The sequence below is a fragment of the Mesorhizobium escarrei genome (genome assembly GCF_935825525.1).
GTDB lineage: Bacteria > Pseudomonadota > Alphaproteobacteria > Rhizobiales > Rhizobiaceae > Mesorhizobium > Mesorhizobium escarrei.
The window spans coordinates 32,512-56,769 of sequence record NZ_CAKXZT010000035.1 but is presented as its reverse complement, the minus strand read 5'-3'; the positions used below and the strand labels follow the sequence as shown (position 1 = coordinate 56,769).

22 protein-coding genes and 1 tRNA gene are annotated in these 24,258 nt (G+C 60.8%); 14 read left to right on the top strand and 9 right to left on the bottom strand.

What is annotated here, in order from left to right; all coding sequences use genetic code 11:
- The first annotated feature begins 646 nt into the window (after positions 1 to 646).
- Together NMG80_RS02875 and NMG80_RS02870 are read left to right on the top strand one after the other, a co-directional pair.
- Positions 647 to 1,357, top strand: a complete 711-nt coding sequence (locus tag NMG80_RS02875) for a helix-turn-helix domain-containing protein (protein ID WP_254016743.1) — start codon at positions 647 to 649, stop codon at positions 1,355 to 1,357.
- Between the two features lie 8 nt (positions 1,358 to 1,365).
- Entirely contained in the window at positions 1,366 to 1,848 is a 483-nt protein-coding gene (locus NMG80_RS02870) for a hypothetical protein (RefSeq protein WP_254016742.1), read from the top strand.
- 204 nt (positions 1,849 to 2,052) lie between these two features.
- Here the strand turns inward: NMG80_RS02870 and NMG80_RS02865 are convergent, their stop codons facing one another.
- Positions 2,053 to 2,532 carry a transglutaminase-like cysteine peptidase gene (locus NMG80_RS02865; RefSeq protein ID WP_367185912.1) on the bottom strand — a complete coding sequence of 160 codons (480 nt, stop codon included), beginning with the start codon at positions 2,530 to 2,532 and terminating at the stop codon, positions 2,053 to 2,055.
- Between the two features lie 320 nt (positions 2,533 to 2,852).
- Entirely contained in the window at positions 2,853 to 3,491 is a 639-nt protein-coding gene (locus NMG80_RS02860; RefSeq protein WP_254016741.1) for a hypothetical protein, read from the bottom strand.
- Positions 3,492 to 3,886: 395 nt separating this feature from the next.
- On the opposite strand from NMG80_RS02860, the gene NMG80_RS02855 reads away from it, so the two are divergent.
- The 3 genes from NMG80_RS02855 (at position 3,887) to NMG80_RS02845 (ending at position 7,865) form a co-directional block, all read left to right on the top strand.
- A complete protein-coding gene (locus NMG80_RS02855; protein WP_254016740.1) occupies positions 3,887 to 4,936 on the top strand; it encodes a glycoside hydrolase family 88 protein in 1,050 nt (349 codons plus the stop codon).
- 194 nt (positions 4,937 to 5,130) lie between these two features.
- Complete coding sequence (locus tag NMG80_RS02850) at positions 5,131 to 6,135, top strand: D-alanine--D-alanine ligase family protein (RefSeq protein WP_254016739.1); 1,005 nt, start codon at positions 5,131 to 5,133, stop codon at positions 6,133 to 6,135.
- A 53-nt stretch (positions 6,136 to 6,188) separates the two neighbouring features.
- Positions 6,189 to 7,865, top strand: a complete 1,677-nt coding sequence (locus tag NMG80_RS02845) for a GNAT family N-acetyltransferase (protein ID WP_254016738.1) — start codon at positions 6,189 to 6,191, stop codon at positions 7,863 to 7,865.
- Here NMG80_RS02845 and NMG80_RS02840 read toward each other — a convergent pair.
- The gene (locus NMG80_RS02840; RefSeq protein ID WP_254016737.1) at positions 7,862 to 8,926 is read right to left on the bottom strand and encodes a DUF2332 domain-containing protein; all 1,065 of its coding nucleotides are present in this window, start codon (positions 8,924 to 8,926) and stop codon (positions 7,862 to 7,864) included. The genes NMG80_RS02845 and NMG80_RS02840 overlap by 4 nt on opposite strands.
- Before the next feature lie 137 nt (positions 8,927 to 9,063).
- On the opposite strand from NMG80_RS02840, the gene NMG80_RS02835 reads away from it, so the two are divergent.
- Positions 9,064 to 9,996, top strand: coding sequence for an alpha/beta hydrolase family protein (locus NMG80_RS02835; RefSeq protein ID WP_254016736.1), 933 nt, complete (start codon positions 9,064 to 9,066; stop codon positions 9,994 to 9,996).
- Between the two features lie 86 nt (positions 9,997 to 10,082).
- Here the strand turns inward: NMG80_RS02835 and NMG80_RS02830 are convergent.
- The 3 genes from NMG80_RS02830 to phaC all read right to left on the bottom strand — a co-directional run bounded on the left by NMG80_RS02830 (position 10,083) and on the right by phaC (position 13,637).
- Positions 10,083 to 10,157: transfer RNA gene (locus tag NMG80_RS02830), tRNA-Glu, on the bottom strand.
- 183 nt (positions 10,158 to 10,340) lie between these two features.
- Complete coding sequence (locus tag NMG80_RS02825) at positions 10,341 to 11,588, bottom strand: D-Ala-D-Ala carboxypeptidase family metallohydrolase (protein ID WP_254016735.1); 1,248 nt, start codon at positions 11,586 to 11,588, stop codon at positions 10,341 to 10,343.
- Between the two features lie 213 nt (positions 11,589 to 11,801).
- Positions 11,802 to 13,637, bottom strand: coding sequence for a class I poly(R)-hydroxyalkanoic acid synthase (gene phaC / locus NMG80_RS02820; protein ID WP_254016734.1), 1,836 nt, complete (start codon positions 13,635 to 13,637; stop codon positions 11,802 to 11,804).
- Between the two features lie 97 nt (positions 13,638 to 13,734).
- Between phaC and NMG80_RS02815 the strand changes: the two genes are divergently transcribed.
- From NMG80_RS02815 to recJ, 5 genes are all read left to right on the top strand, one after another.
- Positions 13,735 to 14,127 carry a hypothetical protein gene (locus NMG80_RS02815; RefSeq protein WP_254016733.1) on the top strand — a complete coding sequence of 131 codons (393 nt, stop codon included), beginning with the start codon at positions 13,735 to 13,737 and terminating at the stop codon, positions 14,125 to 14,127.
- Positions 14,128 to 14,206: 79 nt separating this feature from the next.
- The gene (locus NMG80_RS02810) at positions 14,207 to 15,424 is read left to right on the top strand and encodes an LL-diaminopimelate aminotransferase (protein WP_077383891.1); all 1,218 of its coding nucleotides are present in this window, start codon (positions 14,207 to 14,209) and stop codon (positions 15,422 to 15,424) included.
- Between the two features lie 47 nt (positions 15,425 to 15,471).
- Positions 15,472 to 16,785 carry a homoserine dehydrogenase gene (locus NMG80_RS02805; protein ID WP_254016732.1) on the top strand — a complete coding sequence of 438 codons (1,314 nt, stop codon included), beginning with the start codon at positions 15,472 to 15,474 and terminating at the stop codon, positions 16,783 to 16,785.
- Positions 16,786 to 16,927: 142 nt separating this feature from the next.
- A complete protein-coding gene (gene glpX, locus NMG80_RS02800; RefSeq protein WP_254016731.1) occupies positions 16,928 to 17,911 on the top strand; it encodes a class II fructose-bisphosphatase in 984 nt (327 codons plus the stop codon).
- 62 nt (positions 17,912 to 17,973) lie between these two features.
- A complete protein-coding gene (gene recJ, locus NMG80_RS02795) occupies positions 17,974 to 19,758 on the top strand; it encodes a single-stranded-DNA-specific exonuclease RecJ (protein WP_254016730.1) in 1,785 nt (594 codons plus the stop codon).
- Between the two features lie 45 nt (positions 19,759 to 19,803).
- Here the strand turns inward: recJ and NMG80_RS02790 are convergent, their stop codons facing one another.
- The 3 genes from NMG80_RS02790 to folE all read right to left on the bottom strand — a co-directional run bounded on the left by NMG80_RS02790 (position 19,804) and on the right by folE (position 22,101).
- Complete coding sequence (locus NMG80_RS02790; protein WP_254016729.1) at positions 19,804 to 20,772, bottom strand: patatin family protein; 969 nt, start codon at positions 20,770 to 20,772, stop codon at positions 19,804 to 19,806.
- A gap of 84 nt (positions 20,773 to 20,856) precedes the next feature.
- Positions 20,857 to 21,327, bottom strand: a complete 471-nt coding sequence (gene hisI, locus NMG80_RS02785; RefSeq protein ID WP_254016728.1) for a phosphoribosyl-AMP cyclohydrolase — start codon at positions 21,325 to 21,327, stop codon at positions 20,857 to 20,859.
- A gap of 138 nt (positions 21,328 to 21,465) precedes the next feature.
- Positions 21,466 to 22,101, bottom strand: a complete 636-nt coding sequence (folE, locus tag NMG80_RS02780) for a GTP cyclohydrolase I FolE (protein WP_254016727.1) — start codon at positions 22,099 to 22,101, stop codon at positions 21,466 to 21,468.
- Between the two features lie 240 nt (positions 22,102 to 22,341).
- Here folE and NMG80_RS02775 point away from each other — a divergent pair, with 240 nt between their 5' ends.
- The 3 genes from NMG80_RS02775 to blaOXA all read left to right on the top strand — a co-directional run bounded on the left by NMG80_RS02775 (position 22,342) and on the right by blaOXA (position 24,124).
- Entirely contained in the window at positions 22,342 to 22,788 is a 447-nt protein-coding gene (locus NMG80_RS02775) for an iron-sulfur cluster assembly scaffold protein (protein ID WP_254016726.1), read from the top strand.
- 7 nt (positions 22,789 to 22,795) lie between these two features.
- Positions 22,796 to 23,170 (top strand): membrane protein insertion efficiency factor YidD, encoded by a 375-nt coding sequence (gene yidD / locus NMG80_RS02770; RefSeq protein WP_254016725.1) that lies wholly within the window; start codon positions 22,796 to 22,798, stop codon positions 23,168 to 23,170.
- Between the two features lie 123 nt (positions 23,171 to 23,293).
- On the top strand, positions 23,294 to 24,124 hold the full coding sequence (gene blaOXA, locus NMG80_RS02765; RefSeq protein WP_254016724.1) for a class D beta-lactamase: 831 nt from the start codon (positions 23,294 to 23,296) through the stop codon (positions 24,122 to 24,124).
- The last annotated feature ends 134 nt before the right edge of the window (positions 24,125 to 24,258 follow it).

The window sequence follows — 24,258 nt, the reverse complement described above, 5'->3', positions numbered from 1 at the left end:
CAGGGGCCGCGACAACCGAACCACATTCATTCTGACGTGGTCTTGGGCTGCTCGCGGCCGTTAAGTTTTCATGTGGTTGGTTTTGGATCGCCTGCGCCTAGGGGACTAAGGCCGGAGATCCGGTCATCGTCTGTTTGTACGGCGTCACCTCCCTTTGACGGGGAGCGAGGCAGCCAGATTGCGCACGAGCTACCGCCTGCGCCGCCCAACGGTGCGGTCGCTCGCTGCTCTCGTGAATCTCTGGATGTTCCCCAAACTCCCAATACGGAACATTGGAAGTCTGTGGCCGTCAGCCGTAAATTGTAAGCTGATAGTTGGAGCTAGCCCGTTTGGGACGATCTGCTCGCCATGAAAGGTTAAATCCTGGGCGGAAGACCAGGTCGGTAGCAATCGTGAATGGCGGAGTTGCGCGCCGCGCCGCTGCCAGCACAGGGTTGCCCTAGCAATTGCCTAGCTCGTCAGGACTATATTTTTTCGCCTATTTTTGAGTTAGGAAGTCGTTAACGTGTGTCGTCCGGGTTGAGGGTTCCCGGCCTTTAGTGAGTGTTAGTAGATCAGGTGGGCCATGAATGGGGTGGATGGGGTGGAGGCGAGCGGACGAGGTCGAGCTGATACAGCCGATAGAGAATCCTGGGCACGACGAACCTTGCTGTTCATCGCCCCTGACGACACGATCTCCGATAGCCTGGTGCATGCCGTCGAAAGGGAATTCCCGTGGATCGGGGCTGAGCGGGTTCGCGACCTGTCCGCCACCTGGACTGCGTTCGATCCTTCGGTTTCCCTCATTCTGATCGATGCCGTGTTTCTAAGCGAAATCGATTCCTGTTCGGCCCAGCTGGCCCGCTTCCACCCCGCGGCCATGACCGCTGTGATGCAGGACGATGGCAGGAGGCCGCTTTTCCCCGACGAGGTCTTTGCGTCGCGAGTGGTGCGCGGCGTGCTTCCCATGAACCTGAAGCTGGATGTGTGGCTTTCCGTGATCAGGCTCATGCTGCGCGGAGGCGAATATTTCCCCTTGGCCATGTTTCAGTCCTACCTGAACAACGGCATGCCCCATAGCGACGCGAAGGAGTCGAAGCCCGCCATCAAACGGCAAGCTGCACTTGAGGAGTCAGGCCAACTGACATGTCGGGAGAGTCAAATCCTGGAGATGGCGTCGCAGGGACTGCAGAACAAAACCATAGCCGCCGCACTTCGCCTTTCCGAACACACCGTCAAAATTCACATGCACAACATCATCAACAAGTTGGGCGCCCACAACCGGACTGAAGCCGCAGCCCTTTTTCATGCCCGACGGGTTGCGGCCGCTAGAATGGTTCCCGGTGCGGATCGCCCGGTGATCTCAACTCTCACGTGAGCAGGTCGATGCCACGCTTCCAGGAGATCTTACTGCTTGTTGGTCAATTGAACTACACATGGACCAACACAGAAAGCTTGCTAATTTACCTGATTGCCGGTCTGGCGAAAGTAGACAAGGAGACTGCGATCGTCATTTTCCTGACGCTGAACACCACGCGTGCACGGATCGAGTTGGTCGAGCGGTTGGCGAAGATGGCGGGAACACCGGTTGAATGCCGACGCCAGGTTCTGGAGATTGCCAGTCAGCTTACCCGGCAGGGAAAGCTACGCAACAAATACAGCCACTGCATCTATTCGTTCGACGAAACGGGAACGCACGCGAGCACGCAACTCATGCGCATCTTCGACAGCAAGGATGCAATCAAATATGGGAAGATTGAGGAGCTCGACGATTCCGAGATGAAGAGGATCAGCGCCTCCATCCAAGCGATCCACGCAATCAACAAGGATATTTGGCGAGTCGTCGAAAGCAACTCCTTCCCGCATTGAACGCTTGTCCTGTGACGCCACGCATCGAGGTCGACGTAGGCCGTGATCGGGTCCGGGCCGCTGTGACGTCTGCCTGCACGCAGTATCGCGCGGAGCTGGTGATGGTGACGGTCGCGGCCAACCGTCGGGCTGAAGACGCCAGATCGAAGATAGATCCGGTTTGCGCCGCCGCGAAATCGGCGCGGGGCGATCAAGGCACGGCTGTCAGGTTCTTATCCGCGTCCACTTGCCGTTTTCGGACTGGGACTGCCGAGCAAAATAACGGTAAGACGTCCGTGACCAATTCCTGATCGCGCCCGTCCTGTTGTCCAGCACCAGGTCGCCCTTGCTGGTCCGCACCGTCAGGACCGTATGACCTGCGCCGCCAAGCGTCGCAACGGTCAGCAACAGGGCGGATGCGGGCCAACCGCGTTTCAACAACTCGGCTTTCTTGAGGATGGCGAAATCCTCGCAATCGCCTTCGGCGGTCGGCAAGCCCCAAACGTCGGCTCGGCCTGCGGAGTCTCTGTCGCCTCTCTCCCTGATGCGGCGATTAACCGACTGGTTCACGCTCGCAAGTTCCGCTTCCAGGCTCGGCGTGAGTTCGACCGCTTTGACCTTGCCGCGGGTGCTGCAGAGCGCCGGATCGCTGGCGCAGAATTTGTAGAAGGCGGCCGGCGCAAAGGCGTAGCCTTGCGTGGCCATCATCGTTGCTGTTCCGGTGGTTTGGTTGCTGCAGCCAGCCAGCAAAATGGCCGCCGCGAGAAGCGCCGCTGAACGAGTCACTTAGTGTCCCCTTTTGGTGGGTGGTCATAATGTTGAAGGGGCTTGGTAAATCAACCCTGACAATCGCGATTGCACAGGAACAAATTGTTTGTCATACTTAATAAAGTGTTACCGATGGTCGGTAACATTGACCCTTCGCGCAACCAAAGGGGACGGGAGCGCCTTTTTTCCCTCAAAAGGAGGAAGAAATGCACCTGTACCCTCACGTCTCGAACACGATTCGAAATATACTGCTCCTTTCATCCGCTGCCTTCACGGTGGCAATGATCACACCGGCAACCGCACAGCAGAGTCAACGTCCGCGGCTTGCGGCTGCACAGTGCCAACCTCTCACTGAAGCCAATTTCGCGCTTTGCTGTATTGCAGCCAACCGCACCAGCATTCTTTCCGCCGAGCAACTCGACATGTGCCCGCCGGTTACCACGGCCCTTATTGCCGCCGCCTTGAACGATGGCGGTGACGGCGATGGTGACGGCGACGGCGATGGTGACGGCGATGGTGACGGCGATGGTGACGGCGACGGCGATGGTGACGGCGATGGTGACGGCGACGGCGACGGCGACGGCGATGGCGATGGCGACGGCGGCAATGGCGGCGGCGGCGGCGGCGGCAATGGCGGCGGCGGCGGCGGCAATGGCGGCGGCGGCGGCACCGGCGGCAGTGGCGGCGGCGGCGGCACCGGCGGCAGTGGTGGCAGCGGCGGCAGTGGTGGCACCGGCGGCAGTGGCGGCGGCGGCGGCAGTGGCGGCAGCGGCGGCGGCGGCAGTGGCGGCGGCGGTGGCAGTGGCGGCAGCGGCGGTGGTGGCGGCAGCGGCGGCTAACGACCCAGCAGATATTCGCTCGATAATCTCGAAGGGTGAGCGTCTAAAGACGCTCACCTTCCGTTTGGGATACTGAACAGGAGGGCCGGCGCGAGGGTGACTATCGGCCGCGAAGCTATCGTCTTCACGGCGCCGGGGCTTTCGTCGCAGACCGGCCCTTCAATTGCACCGACAAGCCGGGATCTTCATCGGCTCTTGTACGCTCATTTGGAGCCCGGCCCTACAGCCGAGGCCGTTGCCACCGCATAGACCGTGCCGTTACAGTCGACAGTTGAAGAGCAGCCAAGAACTCGATCACTCTCGGCGAAACCATGTCCGCCCACCGAATGCAAACCTCCAAACGCCTCATGCCGAAGACGAACTTTCATCGGGCCGAACGGTCTCCCGAGCGACGGACAATCGTGTCGCTGCCGGAGGAGGTGGTAAGGATCCAAGACTTGGCGGAAGCTTGGATGATCCGCAATATTGGAAAAAGATGCCTGTTTATCTACAGTATTAATCCGTACACGGGCGAGAAATCTGAAAAAAATAATGAACTAAGACAGCTTATGTCGTCGCGCACATTAGCGGAAATGAGTGTAAGAAACCTCTCGCTTCGCCCTGTTCACCGCCGGAATTTGTCGTTCATCATGAATACGTGGTATAGGGAGGGGGGTGGTATTGGTTATATTGAATATGATGGCAAGTCAAAGCTCGGGGCGAATGCGATGCTGCTTCGCACATTCGCGGCAAGCCCTCACTTTGAACAGTTCCAGTTAAAGGCGAGTGCAGCCGCGGATGGTATCCTTGCGCTCCAGAATGCAGACGGGTCCTTTCGCCCTTGGCTAAAAGAGCCGAATTATTCCTTCGACGCAAAATACCTCTTAACATTTTACTCAGGGGAAGCATTAGTAGCTTTGCTTGAATATTATTTCCGGACTGGATTAACCCGTTATTTCGACGAAGCGGCGCGCAGTGCAGAATTCTATTTAGAGGAATATGTCCGCAATATCGCAAATAACTTTTACCCGGCATACGTCCCTTGGCACACCATCGCTTATCGGCATCTATATGAGCTAACGAAAGCCGGTAAATTCGCCGAGGCGGTGTTTACTCTGAACGACAAATTGCTTGAACTTCAGGACCGGTCGCACAGGATTGGGCGATTCTTCAATCCAGCAACCCCTCAATACGGCCTGCCGCACGCTTCCTCGGACGGTGTTTATACCGAGGGGCTGGCTTATGCATTCGAGATGGCGCTGCGGACCGGGGACGAGGTGAGAGCAGGGCGATACCTCGACGCTATTATGATCTCGTTGAAAAACATCGCATCCTTGCAATATAGAGAAAAACTGGATGAGTCTTCTCTTCCTGTTTATGCGTACCGAGGAGCGATCAGGACAAATGCAGAGAAAAATAGGTGGGCTCGCATAGACAATGCCCAGCATACGATAGACGCTATCCGAGCCTTGGGGAACTTTCTCGGAAGCAAGCAGGCTTCTACATTAGAGCCGGGGCTTTGACTCCCGTCAAAGGACAGCCGTGGGCCCCGAACTGCTCCTGCGTTTCTTTGCCTGGCAGTGCGACCAGCATTCCAGTCTGGATCTGTACCATTTCGACCTTCAACGCCACCCAGGATATTGCTCGTGGTTCTGCTTGACCGGCTCGAGCCATGATGCAAGCATGGGAGACCGTTCTGAACACATCAGGCTCATAAATGCCGACGTTGGAATATTTGTTGACCCCATCGCCGGAAGAGCTGGCGCAAACCCATGTGCTGTTTTTGGCGCGTCATGCCCTCGACTCCAGCCCGGAGCGTAGGGCCAAGTACGGCTACCACGTAGTCTACCATGCCATCATGCTCGAAACGCTGCGGGGGCTGGGTTTCAGGGTCACGCCGGCAAGCGAGCACGAGGTGCTGTTCGGGCCTCTCGACTTCGATTTTCTCTATGCCATTCACTCGCATGCGATATTCGATGGTCACGAGCTCCTGGCGCCGGCAATCGCGGCCTATCGTGGCGTCCCGTGTCTCGGCGCATCGGCGTCAAGTCGGGCGGTCTCGGAAGACAAGGTGTTGGCCAAGCAGTTGGCTGCTTCCTTGGGACTCGATGTCGCGAAGCACAGGATCATGCAGCCCGGTGAGGTCAACAATGATCGGTTCAGCCTGCCCGGTTCGTGGATTGTCAAGCCGCGAGGGGGTATCGCTTCCGACGCAATTGTAAAGGTGGAGAATGAAGCGGATTGGCGGGATGCGCTGGCAACCATCTCGGATCCGCGTCACGGCGGCCGTGAATTCATTGCAGAAGAGTTTGTGCCGGGCCTCAATCTGACGGTTCCAATTGTCGAGGGCTTCCCCCCAGGTTCACTGGCGGTCTTCGAGGAGCGCGGCCGCCCTGGCGACAATGTTCTGACTAATGAAGCAAAGCGAGGGCTCAACAGTTCCTACAAGTCCGCTCCTTACGACGGACCGGGAGCCGAGGAGGTTTCGGAGGCAACCGCGCGAATGGTGGCCGAGATGTCGCCATTCGACTATGCCCGCTTCGACTTCCGTTATGATCCCGACACTCGCCGGACCGTTTTCATCGAAGTGAACATCGCCTGCAACATGGCGCCGGCCTCGGCGGTCTATCGTTCGGCCGCCCTGCATGGGATCAAGTATGAAGAACTGGTGGGACATGTTTTGACGCACAGTCTCAGGCGGCAGAGAAAGCGGCAAAAATAACCGCAAAACGCTCGGTAAGGCACTTCAGTGATGGTCAGCGCATGCAAATTGATATGGTTGACAAATTCGAAGCGTTGGAGCCGCTGAGAGAGAATTGGGACCGGATATATGACTCCGATCCGGAGGCGAACTTTTTCCTGTCGTGGCCATGGATGTCGAATTGGCTGCGACGCCCAGGTTGGATGATCTTGGCTGCGCGGCCGTCTCCCGCAACAAACGAGTATGTCGCCTTCTTCCCTTTGCAACTCGTCACCGGGCTTGATGAGCAGACGGGATTTTATAGCAGCATAAGGATGGCCGGCTCGTATTTTGCTACCTATACGGGCTTCATCTGCGTTCCCGAATTCGAAGAGCAAGTCATTTCGTCGTTCGCCGATCGCCTGCAGGCGCGGAATTGGAGAGCACTGCACTTCGACGACATTTCGATATCGGCCAAGCGCCGTCAAATGCTGCTTGGAAGCTTTTCTGACAACGATTTTGTGAAAGAAAAAATTGAACGACGTCGCCATACAACCCGAACAGGCGAAAATATAAATCATGACATCTATATGTATGTCGATCTGCCAGCCGATTGGGACGAATTCCTGGATGGCAACCTTGGCCCGAAAACCCGCCGTGATGTCCGTCATTTTCTTCGCCAGGTCGAGAATAGCGGAGAATACAGGATAACTGTCGCGGATTTCGAGACAATCCAAAATGACCTCGAGGTTTTCTTTCAACTTTGGCTTACGCAGTGGGAGGCCAAAAGCCGTGTCTATGCTCAGGGTATTATTGCCAACTGCCGCTATATGTTACTTGAATGCCACAAGGCGGGTGTACTGTTCGCGCCCGTATTGTGGAAAGGCGATACTCCATTAGGAGTACACATTGCGTTTATCGACAAGTCAAAGCGTTCACTCGTCTGTTTCCTCGTCAGCCGCAATCTCGCAATTCGGAAGCCTTCACCGGGCTTGGTGCTTCACGCCTACAGCATCCGTTGGGCAATTCAAAACGGCCTCAGGACTTACGACCTTGGCACTGGAGATTTTTCGTACAAGTACAGTTTCGGATCGAAGGAGCGGCTTGTAGAGGGTGTCCGGATCGACTCCACCAACATTCGCGCAAACAAGCTGGATCGAAGAAGCCTTGCCTCGGTGATTTCGTCGGTGCGAAAGCTGCGTCAGGAGGGGAAGTTCCATCTGGTGGAGCGCGGTTGCAGGCAGGTGCTCGAAACCGAACCGAGCAATCTGGAGGCGCGCCGGCTTCTGAACGAGGTGTTGGCGGCTAGGCGTATTGAGGAGCAATTTTCGAGTGCGTTGCAACGCCATCGGAGCAGGCGATTTTTGGATGCCCGGAGGATCTATCTCGAGGTGCTGGCTGAAAATCCCCGGCATTACGGCGCTAATTATCTGTTGGGCGTTCTTTGTCTTCAGGCCGGTCAGTATCAGGCAGCGGACACCTACCTGGCTCGCGCCACCGAGATCAATCCGAAAGCCGCAGCTGCTTACAACAACAGGGGGCATGCCTTGCGCGGCCTGAAACGGTATGATGAGGCTCTCGCGTGCTACGAGAAAGCCATCGCGGTGAAACCCGATTTTGTGCAAGCTATGAACAATCGGGGGGTTACGCTGCGGGCGTTGGGGCGCATTGATGAAGCACTCGCCAGCTTTGACGAGGCGCTCACGCTCAAACCGGACTTTGCCAAGGCCTTATCCAATCGCAACCAGTTGCGTGCGCCTCTGCCGCGCTAGCCTTTCCACTCCATCGATAGCCCATGCGGATCGCAGACCGCGAGCGTTTTGACCCTGCGCTCGCCATTGAAGTATCTGCTGACCTTGAGAGGATTGAACGTCTCAGTGGGATTCGGGTGTGCGACCTCGCCTTCCACGGTGACGCGCCAGACCGGCGCCGTCTTGCTCGCCTCCAACAGGATATCGTTTATGCGTCGGTGTTGATCGCCAGAAAGCTGATAGCCCATTATCGTGTGATACACGCACCGGGCTTGATAAGGCCGAATCTCGGCCAGCGCAGAGCTCAGATTCAACACGGCGTCGCCGCCTCTGATCCGGGGCGGATGCGCGGCGGCGACCTTCAAGGCGCCATCCAGTTTTGTAAGCCGGTCGATGCGCTCGGGCCAGACAAGCGCCTTGAGCCACCGGCGTTCATTTTCATCCCGAACATCGGTCGGATAAAGTTCGAGGCCGATCCTCGATGAAACGGGGGGCGGGAACGTCCCCAATACAGGCACGCCGGGCCCTTCAAGGATGCAGGAAAGGACGAAATCCGCATCGGTCCACCGCTCCAGCTTCGGAGCGCCTTTCCCGTCCGTATACCGATATCCATACATGTCGAAGTTCAGGTTCAGGCCGGCGCTGGATCCGATCTCGACGAGGCCAAGCGGAGCGGCGGCTTCGCGCGCAACCAGATCGAATGCGGGCAGCAGCAGCGCGCTGCGGCCGGCCTCGTTGGTGTTGGTGGCGCGCTTCGCGATGATGTCGACGAGTTCAGCTTCGTGGGCACCGCAAAAAGCGGCGAAAAGTTCGAATGCGCGATCGTCGGCCGGCCGCGTTCCGCCCAGACTCGGATAATAATCCTTGAGAGGGTGGTCGACGCCCCCAAGCAGGAGATACTGTACCGCGCCGAAGACAAGGTTCGCCGCCGGCTGACCCTTCCTGCGCCCTGCCGCCAGGCGCTGCAGCGCGACATTGTCCGCAATCCCGAGCGACAGCTTTTCATAGAGGGGAGAGCCGCCACGACGAGACTCGTTGGCAAAGAAGCGGTAATAGTGAGCGCTTGTTTCAAACACCACCATAGCACGAACCTAGCGGGCAATAGATGTCTTTGGATGTGGCTTCTACCTGTAATTGCCTTAATGCTTTCGGCCCAGTGGGTCAAGGAACAGGGCGAACAATAGATGCTTTCGAGCATACATTCCTGAGGGGCTGGCGGATGAACGAAACCGTGGACGATTCACCTTCGGGATATACTGTCATTGATGGCGCCTTTCGCGATGAATCGCGCAGCCGTTCGGTGCCGTACCGGCTTTATGCCCCCGCTCCCCTCTCTGGCGCTTACCCGGTGATCCTTGTGTCGCATGGCATTGGCGGATCGCGCGAGGCGATGCCTTACCTCGGGCGGCGCCTGGCGGAAAGCGGTTACGTGGCGGTGCACCTGCAGCATAGCGGGACGGACAGTTCGATCTGGCAACACGCAAACTCTCTTGGGGAAGTCTACCGCATTCTTCGTGAAGCCATGTGGGACGCCAATGCTGCGCGCGCGCGATTTCAGGACGTGCCGTTTGCCCTGCGCGAGCTTGCGCGCTTGAACGGCGAGGGGCGGCTCGCCGGCCGCCTGGATTTGACACGCATCGGCATGGCCGGACACTCTTATGGAGGCGTCTCAACGATGGTTGCCGCAGCGCAGAGAATGGGTCCGGGCGGGCAGTGGTCCTTCAAGGACCCAAGAATTCGCGCTGGCTTGGTCATGAGCCCCAACATTCCCATCCAGGGCGGCGAGTTGGCCGCCCTTTACCGCGATATCAGTATCCCGCTCTTTCACATCACGGGCACGAAGGACGGCAATGCGGTGCCCGGCAACAAGGAATTCGATCCGATACAGCGGACCCTCCCTTACGAAGCGCTGACGATCCCTCATCAATATCTGCTCGTTCTCGACGGTGCTGGCCACAATGCGTTTTCCGGCCTGAAGCACGGACCACACGCCCACGGCCCCGAGGAGGAGACCCGCTACACTCGGGTTGTACAAGACGGAGCAGTGTCGTTCTTCGATGCCTACCTGAATGGGAAAACGGCGGCTCTGGCGGCCCTTCGCCAGGAGTTTCAATCCAGCCTTGAGCCGACCGATAGGTTCGAATGGAAATAGCTGGAAGTCCGCCAGCGTTCACCGACAGTTATTCGACCTGGATTCGACGTGGCAGGTAGGGGAAGTCGCTAAGCGCTTGAATTTGCTGGTACGCCCAAGGGGAATCGAACCCCTGTTACCGCCGTGAAAGGGCGGTGTCCTGACCGCTAGACGATGGGCGCGCTCAGATGTGAGCGCTTATAGTTGCGTTGCACCAAACCGGCAACCCGTCTGCCGCTCCCTGCGACAACTTTTTTCAGTGACCGCAAAACCGCCCATTTTCAGCGCTTTCCCCGGTTCGACGCGGCATCGCATGCCGACCTGCACACTGCGGGCGTTGCATAGACGAGAGGGAGAACCAGCCGTTACCGCCGCCGACGGCAGCGCCAGTTCCAGTCGCGCTCGGGACCGACGTCGATGTGCACGGATTCGGTATGGCAGTAGGTGCCGACGCCGCCGCGCCCGGGCATGCTGCGGATGTAGCTTGCCAGTTGCGCTTTCGAGACGCCTGGAACCTGGATGTCGGCGGCGGCGCAATACATGTGCAGCGAATTCTTGGCGCCGTTGGCGCGACGGTTGCGGGCCGGATCACGATAGCCGGAGGTGACGATCATCTTCTTGCCGTAGTGGCCTTCGATCGTCTTCAGCACGCGGACCAGCGAAGGTTTTAGGCAGGCAACGTCGACATTCTCGGTCTGCTTCAAAAGACCGTTGGGCGCCAGCCTGGCAAGCCCGGGAGCGTATGCCACCTGATAGGCGCCGCCTTCATCCTCGTTCAGATCGACGTCGCTATCGTCGTCGAGGCCGGATTTGCGCTTGATCTCGAAAAGCGCGGTCTTGCGCACGCCGGGCAGCGCGTCATCGGTGAAATGGCTGGTATCGCCGAGCGAAGCCAGTTGCACCGGCTTTTCAGCCGATTTAGCCGAGGCCAAGGTGATGGCGGGTTTTGCCACCAGCTTGGGCTGCGCCGCCGGCGGTTGCTCGCCCGACCTGTTGTTGGCCTGCGGGGCAGGTGCTGCCGAGGCGGGCGTGGCGCTGAACAAGGAGGCGAGGAACCCCTTCTTCTTTGGCGCATAGGCCTGCGGCTCCGCGGCGGTCACATAGACCGGATTGTTCGTCGCCGGCGCGGCGGCCTCGGCCTTTGACTTCTGCGCGGCCGTGCCGGCATCGGCGGTTTCAGTCTTCTGCGTAGCAGCGTCGGCCTGTTCAACCGTCTGCGCCGCCTGTGGCTGCGGCGTCTGGCCCGCAGCCATCTCTGCGCCCGCTTTGGCCGGGACGGGGAAGCCGGCATCCGACTTGGCGCCTCCTTGGGGAGCCTGCGCTCCTGGCTTGGCCACTGGGACGTAAGCGACCTGCTCGGGAAGGCTTGTGTCGCCCTTGGCGGTCATCGTCATTTGTGAAGTCGTCATCTGCGACGACGAGTCAGTGGTGACCTGTTGGGTGCCGGAGGCGGTGCTGATGTCCGTAGCCGAGGCATTGTAGCCAGGCATGCCGACGGACAGGGACGGGTCGCCGGCCGAGGTGCAGGACGCCAGGAGCACGGAGAAAAGCGCGGCCGCAATGGCGCGGCTTTCTCCCTTCGCGAGGCGCGATCCTGCTGATTTCAAAACCAAATTCCCCCTCGATGCCCGGTCGGTACGTCATTGGCGGCGTCGAAACGTCTCGCCGCAATAAAACCTTGTCCCCGAACGGAAACGAGACCTGTGTCAAATCCGCAAGCCCCAGAGTAATTCGACGGTTAGAAAAGAATCGGGAGTGCTTAAGGGTTGACGACACCATTTCGCCCTCTTTTACCGGCGCGTCAACTCACCACACATTACAGAAGGTTACACACGCACCTTGACATAGGTGCCTGGCGCATCGCCCAGGGTTTTCATGTGCTTGCCGGGTTTGCGGGCCGGCACGCGGCTGTCGTCCTTGGCCTCGATCCAGCGTTGCCAGTGCGACCACCAGGAGCCGGGATGGTTCGTGGCCTTGGCGAGCCACTCGTCGAAGTCGCCCGTTGGCTTGCCGCCGGTCCAGTAGTGATATTTCTGCGCCGCCGGCGGATTGACGACGCCGGCGATGTGGCCGGAGCCGGCCAGGACGTAGTCGACCTCGCCTCCGAAATATTTCGAACCGAGGAACACCGAAAGCGCCGGCGCGATGTGGTCTTCCTTGGAGGCGAGGTTGTAGACCGGGATGGTGACATCCTTCAGCGATACCACGCGGCCCGCGAGTTCCATCTCGCCTTGCGAAAGTCTGTTCTCGAGATAGCAATTGCGCAGGTAGAAGGAATGGTTGGCTGCGGCCATGCGGGTCGAATCGGCGTTCCAGTAGAGCAGGTCGAAGGGCAGGGGATCCTTGCCGCGCATGTAGTTGTTGACGACATAGGGCCAGATCAGGTCGCCCGAGCGCAGCATGTTGAAGGCGGTCGCCATCTTGGTGCCGTCGAGATAGCCTTTCTCGTTCATCGCCTTTTCGACGGCCGCGACCTGCTCCTCGTCGACGAACACTTTCAGGTCGCCGGCATGGGTGAAATCGACCTGCGTGGTGAAGAAGGTGGCCGATTTGATGCGGTGGTCGCCTTCCTGCGCCAAAAGCGCCAGGGCGGCCGCCAGAAGCGTGCCGCCGACGCAATAGCCGACGGCGTTGACGTCCTGTTCGCCGGTGGCCTTTTCGATCGTGTCCAGGCCGTATTGCAGGCCCTCTCTGATATAGGCCTCCCAGCTCTTGGTGCCGTGCCGCTCGTCTGGGTTGATCCAGGAAATGACGAAGACGGTGTGGCCCTGCTCGACGGCCCAGCGGATGAAGGATTTTTGCGGGTTGAGATCGAGAATGTAGAATTTGTTGATCCATGGCGGGCAGATCAGCAGCGGCCGCTTGAGCACGGTCTCGGTCGCCGGATCATATTGCAATATCTCGGCGACGTCGCTGCGGCCCACCACCTTGCCGGGTGTCGTGGCCAGGTTCTTGCCGATCTCGAAGGACGAATAATCGGCCTGCCTCAGTTTCAGGTCGCCCTTGCCGGCGGCGATGTCCTCGGCCAGCATCTTCATGCCGCGCACCAGGTTTTCGCCATTCGAAGCGATGGTCTCGCGAAACAGTTCCGGGTTGGTCAGGATGAAATTCGACGGCGAGATGGCGTTGGACACCTGCTTGACGTAAAAACCGGCCTTGTGGCGGGTGTGCTCGTCCAGGCCGTCGGCGTGCTCGACCAGTTCGTTCGCCCAGCGCGAGGTGACGAGATAGGCCTGCTTGAGGAAATCGAAGAAAGCGTTGCGGCCCCATTCCGGGTCCTGGAAACGCTTGTCGCCTGGCTCGGGCTTGACCGCGTCTTCGGCGTCTTCGCCGCCGTCGCTGAGGCGCTGGATGGAGTTGGCCCAGACGGTCATGTAGCCGGAAAACAGCCGCGTCTGCGCCTCCAGCGCGCGCTGCGGATCGGAAAGCCAGTATTCGCTCAGCTTGGAGAAGGTTTTCACCATGTCGACGACCGGCTCGGCGACATGATCGCGCACGTCGCCTTTTTCGCGCGGCTCGGCCCATGCGGAAGCCGCCTTGCCGGCCTGCTCGATCATGCGCGCCATGTTCAAGGCGAAGCGTTCCGGGTCTTTAACCAGATATTGCTCGACGGTCGAAGGCCGGTCATCTTCCGATTTGCCCGAATCGGGTGTTTTGGACATGGTTCGCGGGGTTCCTCCCGAAGCGTTTTCTTGACATATTATCATGACACATCAGACCGGGTCCAACGCGCTCTACCTCGGCTGCCAGGGAAACATTATGACGATTGATATTGGCGAAGCTGTTTTTTCTGGCACGGGTCGTTTTTGCCGCATGGGCGCGGCGGTCGTCTTGCTGGCGATATCAGGCTGTTCGAGCACCAACATCGAGGGCGCCACGCCTGTCGCTTCTACCGATGGGCCGAAGAACACCGGCACCTATCCGAACCTGAATGTCCCGCCGCAGGCGGCGGCGGAGCAATTCACCGAGACGGAAAGAAACGCCAAGCTCGCCCAGTTGAAGGCGGAGGCTCAGGCGCAGGGCTCAAAGGGCGGCGCGGTCAAGGTCGCGAACCCGGCGGCGCTGAACACATTGGCGAAGCAGCACGGCACCGATGCGCTGAAGCAGATCGAAGCCAAATGCGATCCCGCCCTCGACCCTACCTGCAAATAGGGTTATATCGCGCGACCGACAACCACCTTTGCAAAAAGCCACTTTGTCCGTCTGGAATTGACCAACCACTGGAACTGATATGGAAGAATTTCACAAGGTCCGCCGGCTTCCGCCTTACGTCTTCGAGCAGGTCAACCGGCTGAAGGCCAGCGCCCGCTCGCGCGGCGCCGACATCATCGACCTTGGCATGGGCAATCCGGACCTGCCGACGCCCAAGGCCATCGTCGACAAATTGTGCGAGGTGGTGCGCGACCCGCGCACGCATCGCTATTCATCGTCGCGCGGCATTCCGGGCCTGCGCCGCGCCCAGGCCAATTACTATGCCCGCCGTTTCGGCGTGAAACTCGACCCGGACACGCAAGTGGTGGCGACGCTGGGCTCGAAGGAGGGTTTTGCCAATATGGCGCAGGCCATCACCGCGCCCGGCGACGTGATCCTGTGCCCAAACCCGACCTATCCGATCCACGCTTTCGGCTTCATCATGTCGGGCGGCGTCATCCGCTCGTTGCAGGTGGAGCCGGACGACGGCTTCATTCCGGCGCTGGAGCGCGGCATCCGCCATTCGATCCCGAAGCCGCTGGCGTTGATCCTCAATTATCCGTCGAACCCGACGGCGCAGGTCGCCTCGCTCGATTTCTACAAGGAGGTGGTGGCCTTCGCCAAGAAGAACGACATCATCATCCTGTCGGACCTTGCCTATTCGGAAATCTATTTCGACGGAAATCCGCCGCCTTCGGTGCTGCAGGTGCCGGGCGCGATCGACGTGGCGGTCGAGTTCACCTCGATGTCGAAGACCTTTTCGATGCCCGGCTGGCGCATGGGTTTTGCCGTTGGCAACGAGCGGCTGATCTCGGCGCTGACGCGGGTGAAATCCTATCTGGACTACGGCGCCTTCACGCCGATCCAGGTGGCGGCCGCGCATGCGCTCAACGGCGACGGCGCCGATATCGCCGAAGTGCGCGACATCTACCACAAGCGCCGCGACGTCATGGTCGACGCCTTCAGCCGCGCCGGCTGGGTCGTCCCGGCGCCGGCGGCGTCGATGTTCGCCTGGGCGCCCATCCCGGAGCCGTTCAAACATCTCGGCTCGCTCGAATTCTCCAAGCTTCTGATCGAGCATGCCGACGTGGCAGTGGCGCCGGGCGTCGGCTTCGGCGAGCATGGCGACGACCATGTGCGCATCGCGCTGGTCGAGAACGAGCACCGGATCCGGCAGGCGGCGCGCAACATCAAGCGCTTCCTGGCGTCCAGCGCCAAACAGCCCAACAATGTGGTGCCGCTCGCCGCCCATCGTTGAGTTGCCTGATACCATATCGACCAAATTCTTGAGGGGCGTCGCCGGACATGGCTGAAGCGTTGCGTGTTGGAATCGCCGGTCTTGGCACCGTCGGCGCGTCGGTGGCGCGCGTGCTGCGCGACAAGGCGGCTGAACTGACGCGGCAATGCGGCCGCGAGGTCGTCGTGTCGGCCGTTTCGGCCCGCGATCCCAAACGCGACCGCGGCGTCGATCTCGGCGCGGCCAAGTGGTTCGACGATCCGGTGGCAATGGCGCAGACCGCCGAGATCGATGTCTTCGTCGAGCTGATCGGCGGCGACGAAGGGCCGTCGCATTCATCCGTGAAAGCGGCGCTTGAAGCCGGCCGCCACGTCGTCACCGCCAACAAGGCGCTGCTTGCCAAGCACGGCGTGGCGCTGGCCGAGACCGCCGAGAAGAAGGGCGTTCTGCTCAATTACGAGGCGGCGGTGGCGGGCGGCATTCCGGTCATCAAGACGATGCGCGAGGCGATGGCCGGCAATTCGGTGACCCGCGTCTTCGGCATCCTCAACGGCACCTGCAACTACATCCTGACCCGCATGGAAGCCGAGGGCCTTTCGTTCGACGACTGCCTGAAGGATGCGCAGCGGCTGGGCTATGCCGAGGCCGACCCGACCTTCGACATCGAGGGCCATGACACCGCGCACAAGCTGTCGATCCTGACCAGCCTTGCCTTCGGCACGAGGATTGCCGCCAATGACATCTATATGGAAGGCATTTCCAACATCAGTCAGGCCGACATCCGCGCGGCCGGCGATCTCGGCTACCGGATAAAGCTGCTCGGCGTCGCCCAGCGCACGGAAAGCGGTATCGAACAGCGCGTGCACCCGACCATGGTGCCGACGGCCTCGGTCATCGCGCAGGTGCACGGCGTCACCAATGCGGTGGCCATCGAAACCGATATCCTTGGCGAGCTTTTGCTCTCCGGTCCCGGTGCCGGCGGCAACGCCACCGCATCGGCGGTGGTCGGCGACATTGCCGACATTGCCAAGAGCCGGCCCGGCTTCCAGCACGCCCCAGTCTTCGGCCTGCCGGCGAAGGAATTGCGGCCGTACAAGAAGGCGCAGATGCGCAGCCATGCGGGCGGCTATTTCATTCGGCTGACCGTGCATGACCGCATCGGCGTCTTTGCCGCCATCGCCAAGCGCATGGCCGACAACGACATTTCGCTGGAATCGATCGTGCAGCACGCCGCCGGGCCGGATACCGCGTTGCAGAAGACTGTGATCCTCGTTACTCACGAGACGACGGAAGCGGCGGTCCGCAAGGCCGTCGACGGCATCACCAAGGACGATCATCTGACCGACAAGCCGCAGGTCATCCGCATCGAGCGGGCGGAATAGGCATATCTCTTTTCTCCATCAATCGATTGATATCCTTGTGTTTTCAAAAAGGACCCGCAGAGGTCTTGCTGTTGTCATGGAGCTTTGAGACAACCGGCGCGCCTCTGGCGGGAGGCAATGTGCCAACGAGGAATGTCCACCGATGAACGTTGCCCAGAACATCGTCGCCGGCCTTGACCGGATACTCACCATGGAACTGGTGCGTGTGACCGAACGCGCCGCCGTTGCGGCAGCCAGATTGCGCGGGCGCGGCGACGAAAAGGCCGCCGACCAGGCCGCGGTCGACGCGATGCGCGAAGAACTCAACCGCCTCGCCATCAATGGCACGGTGGTGATCGGCGAAGGCGAGCGCGACGAGGCGCCGATGCTCTATATCGGCGAAGAGGTCGGTTCCGGCAAAGGCCCCGCGGTCGATATTGCGCTCGATCCGCTCGAAGGCACGACGATCTGCGCCAAGAACCTGCCTAATGCACTGGCGGTCATCGCCATCGCGGAAAAGGGCAGCCTTCTGTTCGCGCCCGACGTCTATATGGACAAGATCGCCATTGGCCCGGGTTATGCGGACGGCGTCATCGACATCGATGCTTCGCCGGCCGAAAACATCGCCAGCCTGGCCAGGGCCAAGGACGTGGCGGTGTCGGAGATCACCGCCTGCATCCTCGACCGGCCGCGCCATGGCGCGCTGATCGAGGCGGTGCGCGCCACGGGCGCTGCGATCCGGCTGATCGGCGATGGTGACGTCGCCGGCGTCATCCACACCACCGATCCGGACGAAACCGGCATCGACATCTATCTCGGCACCGGCGGCGCGCCGGATGGTGTGCTGGCGGCGGCAGCGTTGCGCTGCACCGGCGGCCAGATGCAGGGGAGGCTGATCCTCGACACGCCGCAAAAGCTGGCGCGCGCGGCGAAGATGGGCATCCTTGATCCGAGGCGGGTCTACCGCGCGCAAGACATGACGCGCGGCGACGTGCTGTTCGCAGCAACCGGCGTGACCGACGGCAACATGCTGGCCGGCGTCAAGTTCGGCCGCAATTCCATCACCACGCATACGATCGTGTTGCGCTCGTCGTCGCGCACCGTGCGCGAGATCAGGGCCAAGCACCAGGATCTGGAAAAGTTTTGATTCCCGACTCGGGCTTGCCGTCGCATATTGTGAGAAATGACAATCCGCAGACGGCGCGTCGCATGACGGGCGAAAACCGTATCTTCCTCGATGTCAGGCAGTCGGCATCAGGTGTTTCCTGGGAACACCGGTTGACCGAGCGGCAGGACATGACCGCGCTTGCCATAGCGCAAGGCTATGGCGTGCCGGACATCGTCGCGCGTGTGCTTGCCGGGCGCGGCGTGACCGCCGAGCAGACCGAGCGGTTCCTTGATCCGACCATCCGCGACCTTTTGCCGGACCCGGCGTCGCTGACCGACATGGACAAGGCCGCCGCTCGCATCGCCGGGGCAGTCGTTGCCAGGGAAAAGGTGGCGATCTTCGGCGACTACGATGTCGACGGCGCGGCCTCGTCGGCGCTGCTCAAGCGGTTCCTCACGCATTTCTCGGTGCCTGCAGAGGTCTACATACCGGACCGTATCTTCGAAGGGTACGGCCCCAATCCGGAAGCGATGCGCGAACTCGTCTCGCGCGGCGCGACGCTGATCGTCACCGTCGATTGCGGCACCAACAGCGCCGTCTCCGTCGACGCGGCGAAGGTTGCCGGCGCCGATGTCGTGGTGCTCGATCATCACCAGCTCGGCGGTCCGTTGCCGGCAGCGGTTGCGGTCGTCAATCCCAATCGCGAGGACGACCTTTCGGGGCAGGGCCATCTTTGTGCCGCCGGCGTCGTCTTCCTGGCGCTGGTGCAGACGGCGAAGATCCTGCGCGGCCGGTTGCCGGATGCCGCACCGCCGGACCTGCTCGGCTTGCTCGACCTCGTCGCCCTGGCGACTGTTTGCGACGTGGTGCCGCTGACCGGCGTCAACCGCGCCTTCGTGGTCAAGGGACTGCAGATCGCACGCCAGCAGAGGAACGAAGGATTGGCGGCATTGGCGCGGGTCTCGCGCATCGGCGAGCCGGTCAGCACCTTTCATCTGGCCTATCTGATCGGCCCGCGCATCAATGCCGGTGGGCGCATTGGCGACGCAGCACTCGGCAGCCGCCTGCTTGCCAGCGACGATCCCGTCGAGGCCCGCACCATCGCCGAGACGCTGGACCGGCTCAATCAGGAGCGGCAGCAGATGGAACTGGAGATGCTGGCCGCCGCACGCGTCGAGGCCGATGCCGAACTTGCCGGCGGCAATGGGCCAGCCATCGTCGTCACCGCCAGCTCCAACTGGCATCCGGGCATCGTCGGCCTGCTGGCCTCGCGGCTCAAGGACCATGCGCGCCGGCCGGCTTTCGCCATTGCCTTCAACGCCAACGGCGTCGGCACCGGGTCGGGCCGTTCGGTGTCGGGCTTCGATCTTGGCCGGCTGGTGCGCGAGGCGTCCATTGCCGGGCTGATCGTCAAGGGTGGCGGCCATGGCATGGCGGCCGGCATCACGGTGGAGTGGGCGAAACTTGGCGCGCTCAGGGCTTTCTTCGAGGAACGAGCGGCGGCCGAGGTGTTCCGGCTGCAAGGCGAGGAAAGCCTGGCGATCGACGGTGCGCTGGCCGCCGAGGGCGCGACGCTTGGCCTGCTCGATGCACTGGAGAAAGCCGGCCCGTTCGGCGCCGGGCATGTCGCGCCGGTCTTTGCGCTGCCGCGCCATCGCCTTGCCGATGCGAGGCCGGTCGGCACCAATCACATCCGCGCCGAGTTGCAGTCGGAAAGCGGTGGCCGCATCCAGGCGATCGCGTTTCGCGCTGTCGATACGGTGCTCGGCGAATTCCTGTTCAAGAACAGGGGCAAGCGGGTGCATGTCGCCGGTTCGCTGTCGGGCAATCACTGGAACGGCAACCGCACGGTGCAGTTCCGCATCGTCGATGCCGCACGCGCATGAGGATAGCTTCCGTTTTCTGCGCGGACCTTCAGTTCGGGTCGCGCTTCAGGCAAGAACCGTCTGCAGGCGGGCCAACTCGTCGATCTGGGCCATTGTCACCTGATAGCCGGTGCGGATCGCCTCGTCGGCGCGGTGGAATTCGGTCAGGCCGATATGGCTGAGCTTTGGCTGCAGCGATATATCGGGCGGGTCGCCGGCAAGTCGCGCCCGCGAAATGCGATCCTGGATGATGTTGAAGGCTTCGACCATAACGCCGGTAATGCCGAGCCGTGTCTGGTATTGGTGCCCTGTGTCGATCAGACCGGGCCTTGGCGCGTTCTTCTCGACAACCAGTTCGCCGGCGCTGTGCTTGATGACGGCGGCACGGCCGAACAGATCGTAGTGAAGGTTCACCGCCACCACGAGCGGCTGCTCGTAGGCGCGGCAGACCGAGACCGGGACCGGATTGACCAGCGCACCGTCGACCAGCACGCGCCCGTTGCAACTGACCGGTTCGAACACGCCGGGCAGGGCGTAGGAGGCGCGCATGGCGGTGATCAGCGAGCCGCCCGACAGCCAGATTTCATGGCCGGTGCGGATCTCCGTGGTGACGCAGACGAAAGGCTTGGGCAGATCCTCGAAACGGATGCCGGCCATGTGCTCGCGCAGCCGTGCATCGAGCTTCATGCCGCCGAACAGTCCGCTGCCGCGCAAATTGAGGTCGAGAAGACCAAAAATGCGCCGCTTGGTCAGGCTTCTGGCGAATTCTTCCAGCTCATCCAGCTTGCCGGCAAGGTAGCAGCCGCCGACCAGCGCGCCGATCGAGGTGCCGGCGATCATCGACACTTCGATGCCGGCTTCGTCGAGCGCCCGCAGCACGCCGATATGGGCCCAGCCACGCGCGCAGCCGCCGCCCAATGCCAGCGAAATGCCTGTTTTCCTGGCGGGGCTCGTTTCGGATGCACCGGCGGACGATGAAAGGCCATTGGCCTCCCGAACGTCAGGTCTGCTATGCAATGACGCCCAGTCGAGCATCACAATCTCCCTTGTCCCGCGGATAAATTATCGGCAGGCCGTATCGAAATCATGAATATACGTGATTGCAGTTCGGCGAATGGTTCAAATGGATGGTTCATGGGGCTTTCGATACGTTTCTTGCGCATCGAACAGCGGCTTGCTGCCATCGCTGGCAAGCGTCCCTTTGCCGTCGATCAGTCCCACCGTCCGATAAAAGCAGGAACGCCGGCCGGTGTGGCAGGTTGCGTCGTGCCCCATCACTTTGACGCGCAGCCATATTGCGTCCTGGTCACAATCCGTGAGCATCTCGACGATTTTCTGGACATTCCCGGACGTTTCGCCCTTCTTCCAAAGAGCGCTGCGCGAGCGCGACCAGTAGTGGGCGATACCGGTTTCCAGCGTCAGCGCCAGCGCCTCGGCGTTCATATGCGCGACCATCAGCAGTATGCCGTCTTCGGCATCGGTCACGACGACGGTGACGAGGCCGCCGGCATCGAAGCGCGGCGAAAAGACCGTGCTTTCTTCCAGTGTTTTCTTGTCTGATGGAGCTTTCGGAAATTCCACTGCCGACATCGCCGGTCCTTGTTCAGAGCCTCGCCCAGTCCGACAGGATCGGAATGGGCGAGGCTCTGTCTTGTTGTTTGGCCATGATCTGATCCGAGAACCGGTTCTCATTTCTCGCGATCATGGCTGGCGGCCGGCGACGATCGTTCAGCCCCTGCCGCCGCGCACCATGGTGACGAAACGGACCTGTTCCTCGGGCGTGTCCTTGAAGACGCCGGTGAAGGTCGAGGTCAGCGTCGTCGAGCCTTCCTTGCGGATGCCGCGCATGGCCATGCACATATGCTCGGCTTCGAGCATGACGGCGACGCCGCGCGGATTGAGCACATCCTGGATGACGCCGGCGATCTGTGCGGTCATCGCTTCCTGGGTCTGCAGGCGCTGGGCAAAGATATCGACGACGCGGGCGATCTTGGACAGGCCGACGACCTTGCCGTCCGGCAGATAGCCGACATGCGCTTTGCCGATGATCGGCACCATGTGGTGCTCGCAATGCGAATGGAACGTTATATCCTTGACGAGGACAAGGTCGTCATAGCCGGCGACTTCCTCGAAGGTGCGGCCGAGTTCTTCGGCCGGGCACTTGTCGTAGCCGCCGAACATTTCGCGATAGGCCTTTACCACACGCTTTGGCGTATCGACCAGGCCCTCCCGGTCCGGATTGTCGCCGGTCCAGCGCAACAGCGTGCGAACCGCGGCCTCGGCTTCGGCTTCGCTCGGCCGGTCGGTGACCGGCTTTTCCATATAGGCGGACGAGGGCATGAGTTTCTTGATGACGGCATCCATAAAGGCGTCTCCCGTAGTTCCCCTCTCAGGAGGAACGAGTTGAACGGACCACGACCTTTCGGGTGTTAGAAACGTGCCCTGTTTCCAGCCCGTAAGCGGCGTGAAGTGATTTGAGCAGGGGCGAGGTTGTTGGTTGCCTTGCCCATACCCGAGTACCAGCATTATATATGATCGTTGCGAGCGAAAGGAAGACCGTCTGCGGCAATCGCTGTTCGCTCGGCGGCGACGGATTGGAAAAATATGATCGACGAAGTCTACAATGCGAAAATTCTGGGATTTGCCGGGAATATCGCGCGGATCGGCCGGCTCGACCATCCCGATGCAACCGCGCGCGCGCATTCCAAGCTGTGCGGCTCGACCGTGACCATCGATCTGAAGATGGATGACGGCATCGTCACCGATTTCGCCCATGACGTCAAAGCCTGCGCGCTTGGCCAGGCGTCGTCCTCGATCATGGCGCAGCATGTCGTCGGCGCCAGCGCGGACGAATTGCGCAGCGTTCGCGAGACGATGTTGAAGATGCTGAAGGAAAATGGCGCGCCGCCGCAAGGCCGCTTCGCCGACCTCAGATATCTCCAACCGGTGCGCGACTACAAGGCGCGCCATGCCTCGACCATGCTGACCTTCGATGCCGTGGTCGACGCGATCGGCCAGATCGAGAAGAAGCGCGCCGAACAGGCAGCTTAGCCGTCAAATGGCGACGGATCACACGCATCAGCGGCCGCGATACACACGCAACTGGCCGGGCCCCTGGCGCAAGACGCCAGGCCGAATTTTGGGCACGTCGCTCGTGCGCTTCTACCAACTGACGCTGTCCGGCTTTGTCGGCAATTCCTGCCGGCATTTGCCGACCTGTTCCGAGTACGCGCACGAAGCGATCGCCCGCCATGGGCTATGGGCCGGCGGCTGGGTGGGTTTTTTCCGCGTGCTGCGTTGCGGGCCGGGCGGGACGCATGGCATCGACCGCGTGCCGGAGGTGCTGACTGAGCGCTATGTATGGTTCACGCCCTGGCGGTACTGGCGGCTCGGAAAAAAGCGCAGTGATTCGGATACTGCCGGTGGGGCGTAAGCTCTGCAGCCGAGCAGGATCTTTCCGATTTGCAAACCTTAACCGCACGTTTCGCATTTAAGACAAAATCGAGACAAGACGCCTCGCTAAGCCGCTCCTGATAGCCATCAGGAGAGATTGCCAATGCGCCAGATAGACCGCCGTCCATTCGTTTTCGCCTTGGTTATCTACCTTCTGGCCTGGCTTTTTGGTTTTCCGATCGGCGCTCAATCGGCGCCGCTGAAGGACGTCGAATGCACGCTGATCCTGGATGCTGCAAGCGGTGAAACGCTGTATCGGGACGGGGTCTGCGACCAGCGCTTCAGTCCCGCCTCGACGTTCAAGGTCCCCTTGGCCCTGATCGGCTATGACGCGGGAATCCTGAGCGACGAGCACACGCCGGCCTGGAACTACAAGCCCGAGTTCAAGGCGGTCAAGCGCGACCAGAAAACCGTCGACCCGACGATCTGGGAAAAGGACTCGGTGCTGTGGTTTTCGCAGGAAATCACCCGCCGGCTCGGCAGCGAGCGGTTTGCCGGCTACGTCTCGAAATTCGGCTACGGCAACACCGATGTTGCCGGCACTGCCGGCAAGAATGATGGCCTCACCCGGTCCTGGGTGAATTCTTCCCTTGAGATATCGCCGGTCGAACAGGTGAATTTCCTCCGCCGGCTGCTTGCCGGCGAACTGCCGGTTTCGGACAAGTCCCACGCGATGACCAAGGCGATCTTGCCGAGCTTCCGGTCAGGTGGCTGGACGGTCCAGGGCAAGACCGGGACCACCAGGCTTGGCGACAGCGCCGACAAGCGCTCGCTTGGCTGGCGCTCGCTTGGCTGGTTTGTCGGCTGGGCCAACAAGGATGCTCGCAGCATCGTCTTTGCCCGCCTGGTAATCGATACGACACGTTCCGATACGCCCAAGGGTCCTCAGTCGCGGGCGATGTTCCTGAAAGAGCTGCCGAATCTCATCAACTAGAGCAAGTGATCGGCCATCCGCCTTTACGGGACGGGAATCTGCCCATAAAAGACTGCCGCCGGACGCTTCCGGCATTTTACTTTATGCATGTCGTCGACCCAAAATCGCTGCACACTTTTGGGCGACATGCATTT

What these genes read in the sequence shown, in the direction of transcription:
- phaC (WP_254016734.1), bottom strand. Translation starts at nt 13,637, where the DNA reads ATGTCCAAAACACCCGATTCGGGCAAATCGGAAGATGACCGGCCTTCG.
- NMG80_RS02855 (WP_254016740.1), top strand. Translation starts at nt 3,887, where the DNA reads ATGATCCGCAATATTGGAAAAAGATGCCTGTTTATCTACAGTATTAAT.
- NMG80_RS02840 (WP_254016737.1), bottom strand. Translation starts at nt 8,926, where the DNA reads ATGGTGGTGTTTGAAACAAGCGCTCACTATTACCGCTTCTTTGCCAAC.
- recJ (WP_254016730.1), top strand. Translation starts at nt 17,974, where the DNA reads ATGACGGGCGAAAACCGTATCTTCCTCGATGTCAGGCAGTCGGCATCA.
- NMG80_RS02835 (WP_254016736.1), top strand. Translation starts at nt 9,064, where the DNA reads ATGAACGAAACCGTGGACGATTCACCTTCGGGATATACTGTCATTGAT.
- hisI (WP_254016728.1), bottom strand. Translation starts at nt 21,327, where the DNA reads ATGTCGGCAGTGGAATTTCCGAAAGCTCCATCAGACAAGAAAACACTG.
- NMG80_RS02790 (WP_254016729.1), bottom strand. Translation starts at nt 20,772, where the DNA reads ATGCTCGACTGGGCGTCATTGCATAGCAGACCTGACGTTCGGGAGGCC.
- NMG80_RS02775 (WP_254016726.1), top strand. Translation starts at nt 22,342, where the DNA reads ATGATCGACGAAGTCTACAATGCGAAAATTCTGGGATTTGCCGGGAAT.
- folE (WP_254016727.1), bottom strand. Translation starts at nt 22,101, where the DNA reads ATGGATGCCGTCATCAAGAAACTCATGCCCTCGTCCGCCTATATGGAA.
- NMG80_RS02850 (WP_254016739.1), top strand. Translation starts at nt 5,131, where the DNA reads ATGCCGACGTTGGAATATTTGTTGACCCCATCGCCGGAAGAGCTGGCG.
- NMG80_RS02870 (WP_254016742.1), top strand. Translation starts at nt 1,366, where the DNA reads ATGCCACGCTTCCAGGAGATCTTACTGCTTGTTGGTCAATTGAACTAC.
- blaOXA (WP_254016724.1), top strand. Translation starts at nt 23,294, where the DNA reads ATGCGCCAGATAGACCGCCGTCCATTCGTTTTCGCCTTGGTTATCTAC.
- NMG80_RS02810 (WP_077383891.1), top strand. Translation starts at nt 14,207, where the DNA reads ATGGAAGAATTTCACAAGGTCCGCCGGCTTCCGCCTTACGTCTTCGAG.
- NMG80_RS02815 (WP_254016733.1), top strand. Translation starts at nt 13,735, where the DNA reads ATGACGATTGATATTGGCGAAGCTGTTTTTTCTGGCACGGGTCGTTTT.
- yidD (WP_254016725.1), top strand. Translation starts at nt 22,796, where the DNA reads ATGGCGACGGATCACACGCATCAGCGGCCGCGATACACACGCAACTGG.
- NMG80_RS02805 (WP_254016732.1), top strand. Translation starts at nt 15,472, where the DNA reads ATGGCTGAAGCGTTGCGTGTTGGAATCGCCGGTCTTGGCACCGTCGGC.
- NMG80_RS02845 (WP_254016738.1), top strand. Translation starts at nt 6,189, where the DNA reads ATGGTTGACAAATTCGAAGCGTTGGAGCCGCTGAGAGAGAATTGGGAC.
- NMG80_RS02865 (WP_367185912.1), bottom strand. Translation starts at nt 2,532, where the DNA reads ATGGCCACGCAAGGCTACGCCTTTGCGCCGGCCGCCTTCTACAAATTC.
- glpX (WP_254016731.1), top strand. Translation starts at nt 16,928, where the DNA reads ATGAACGTTGCCCAGAACATCGTCGCCGGCCTTGACCGGATACTCACC.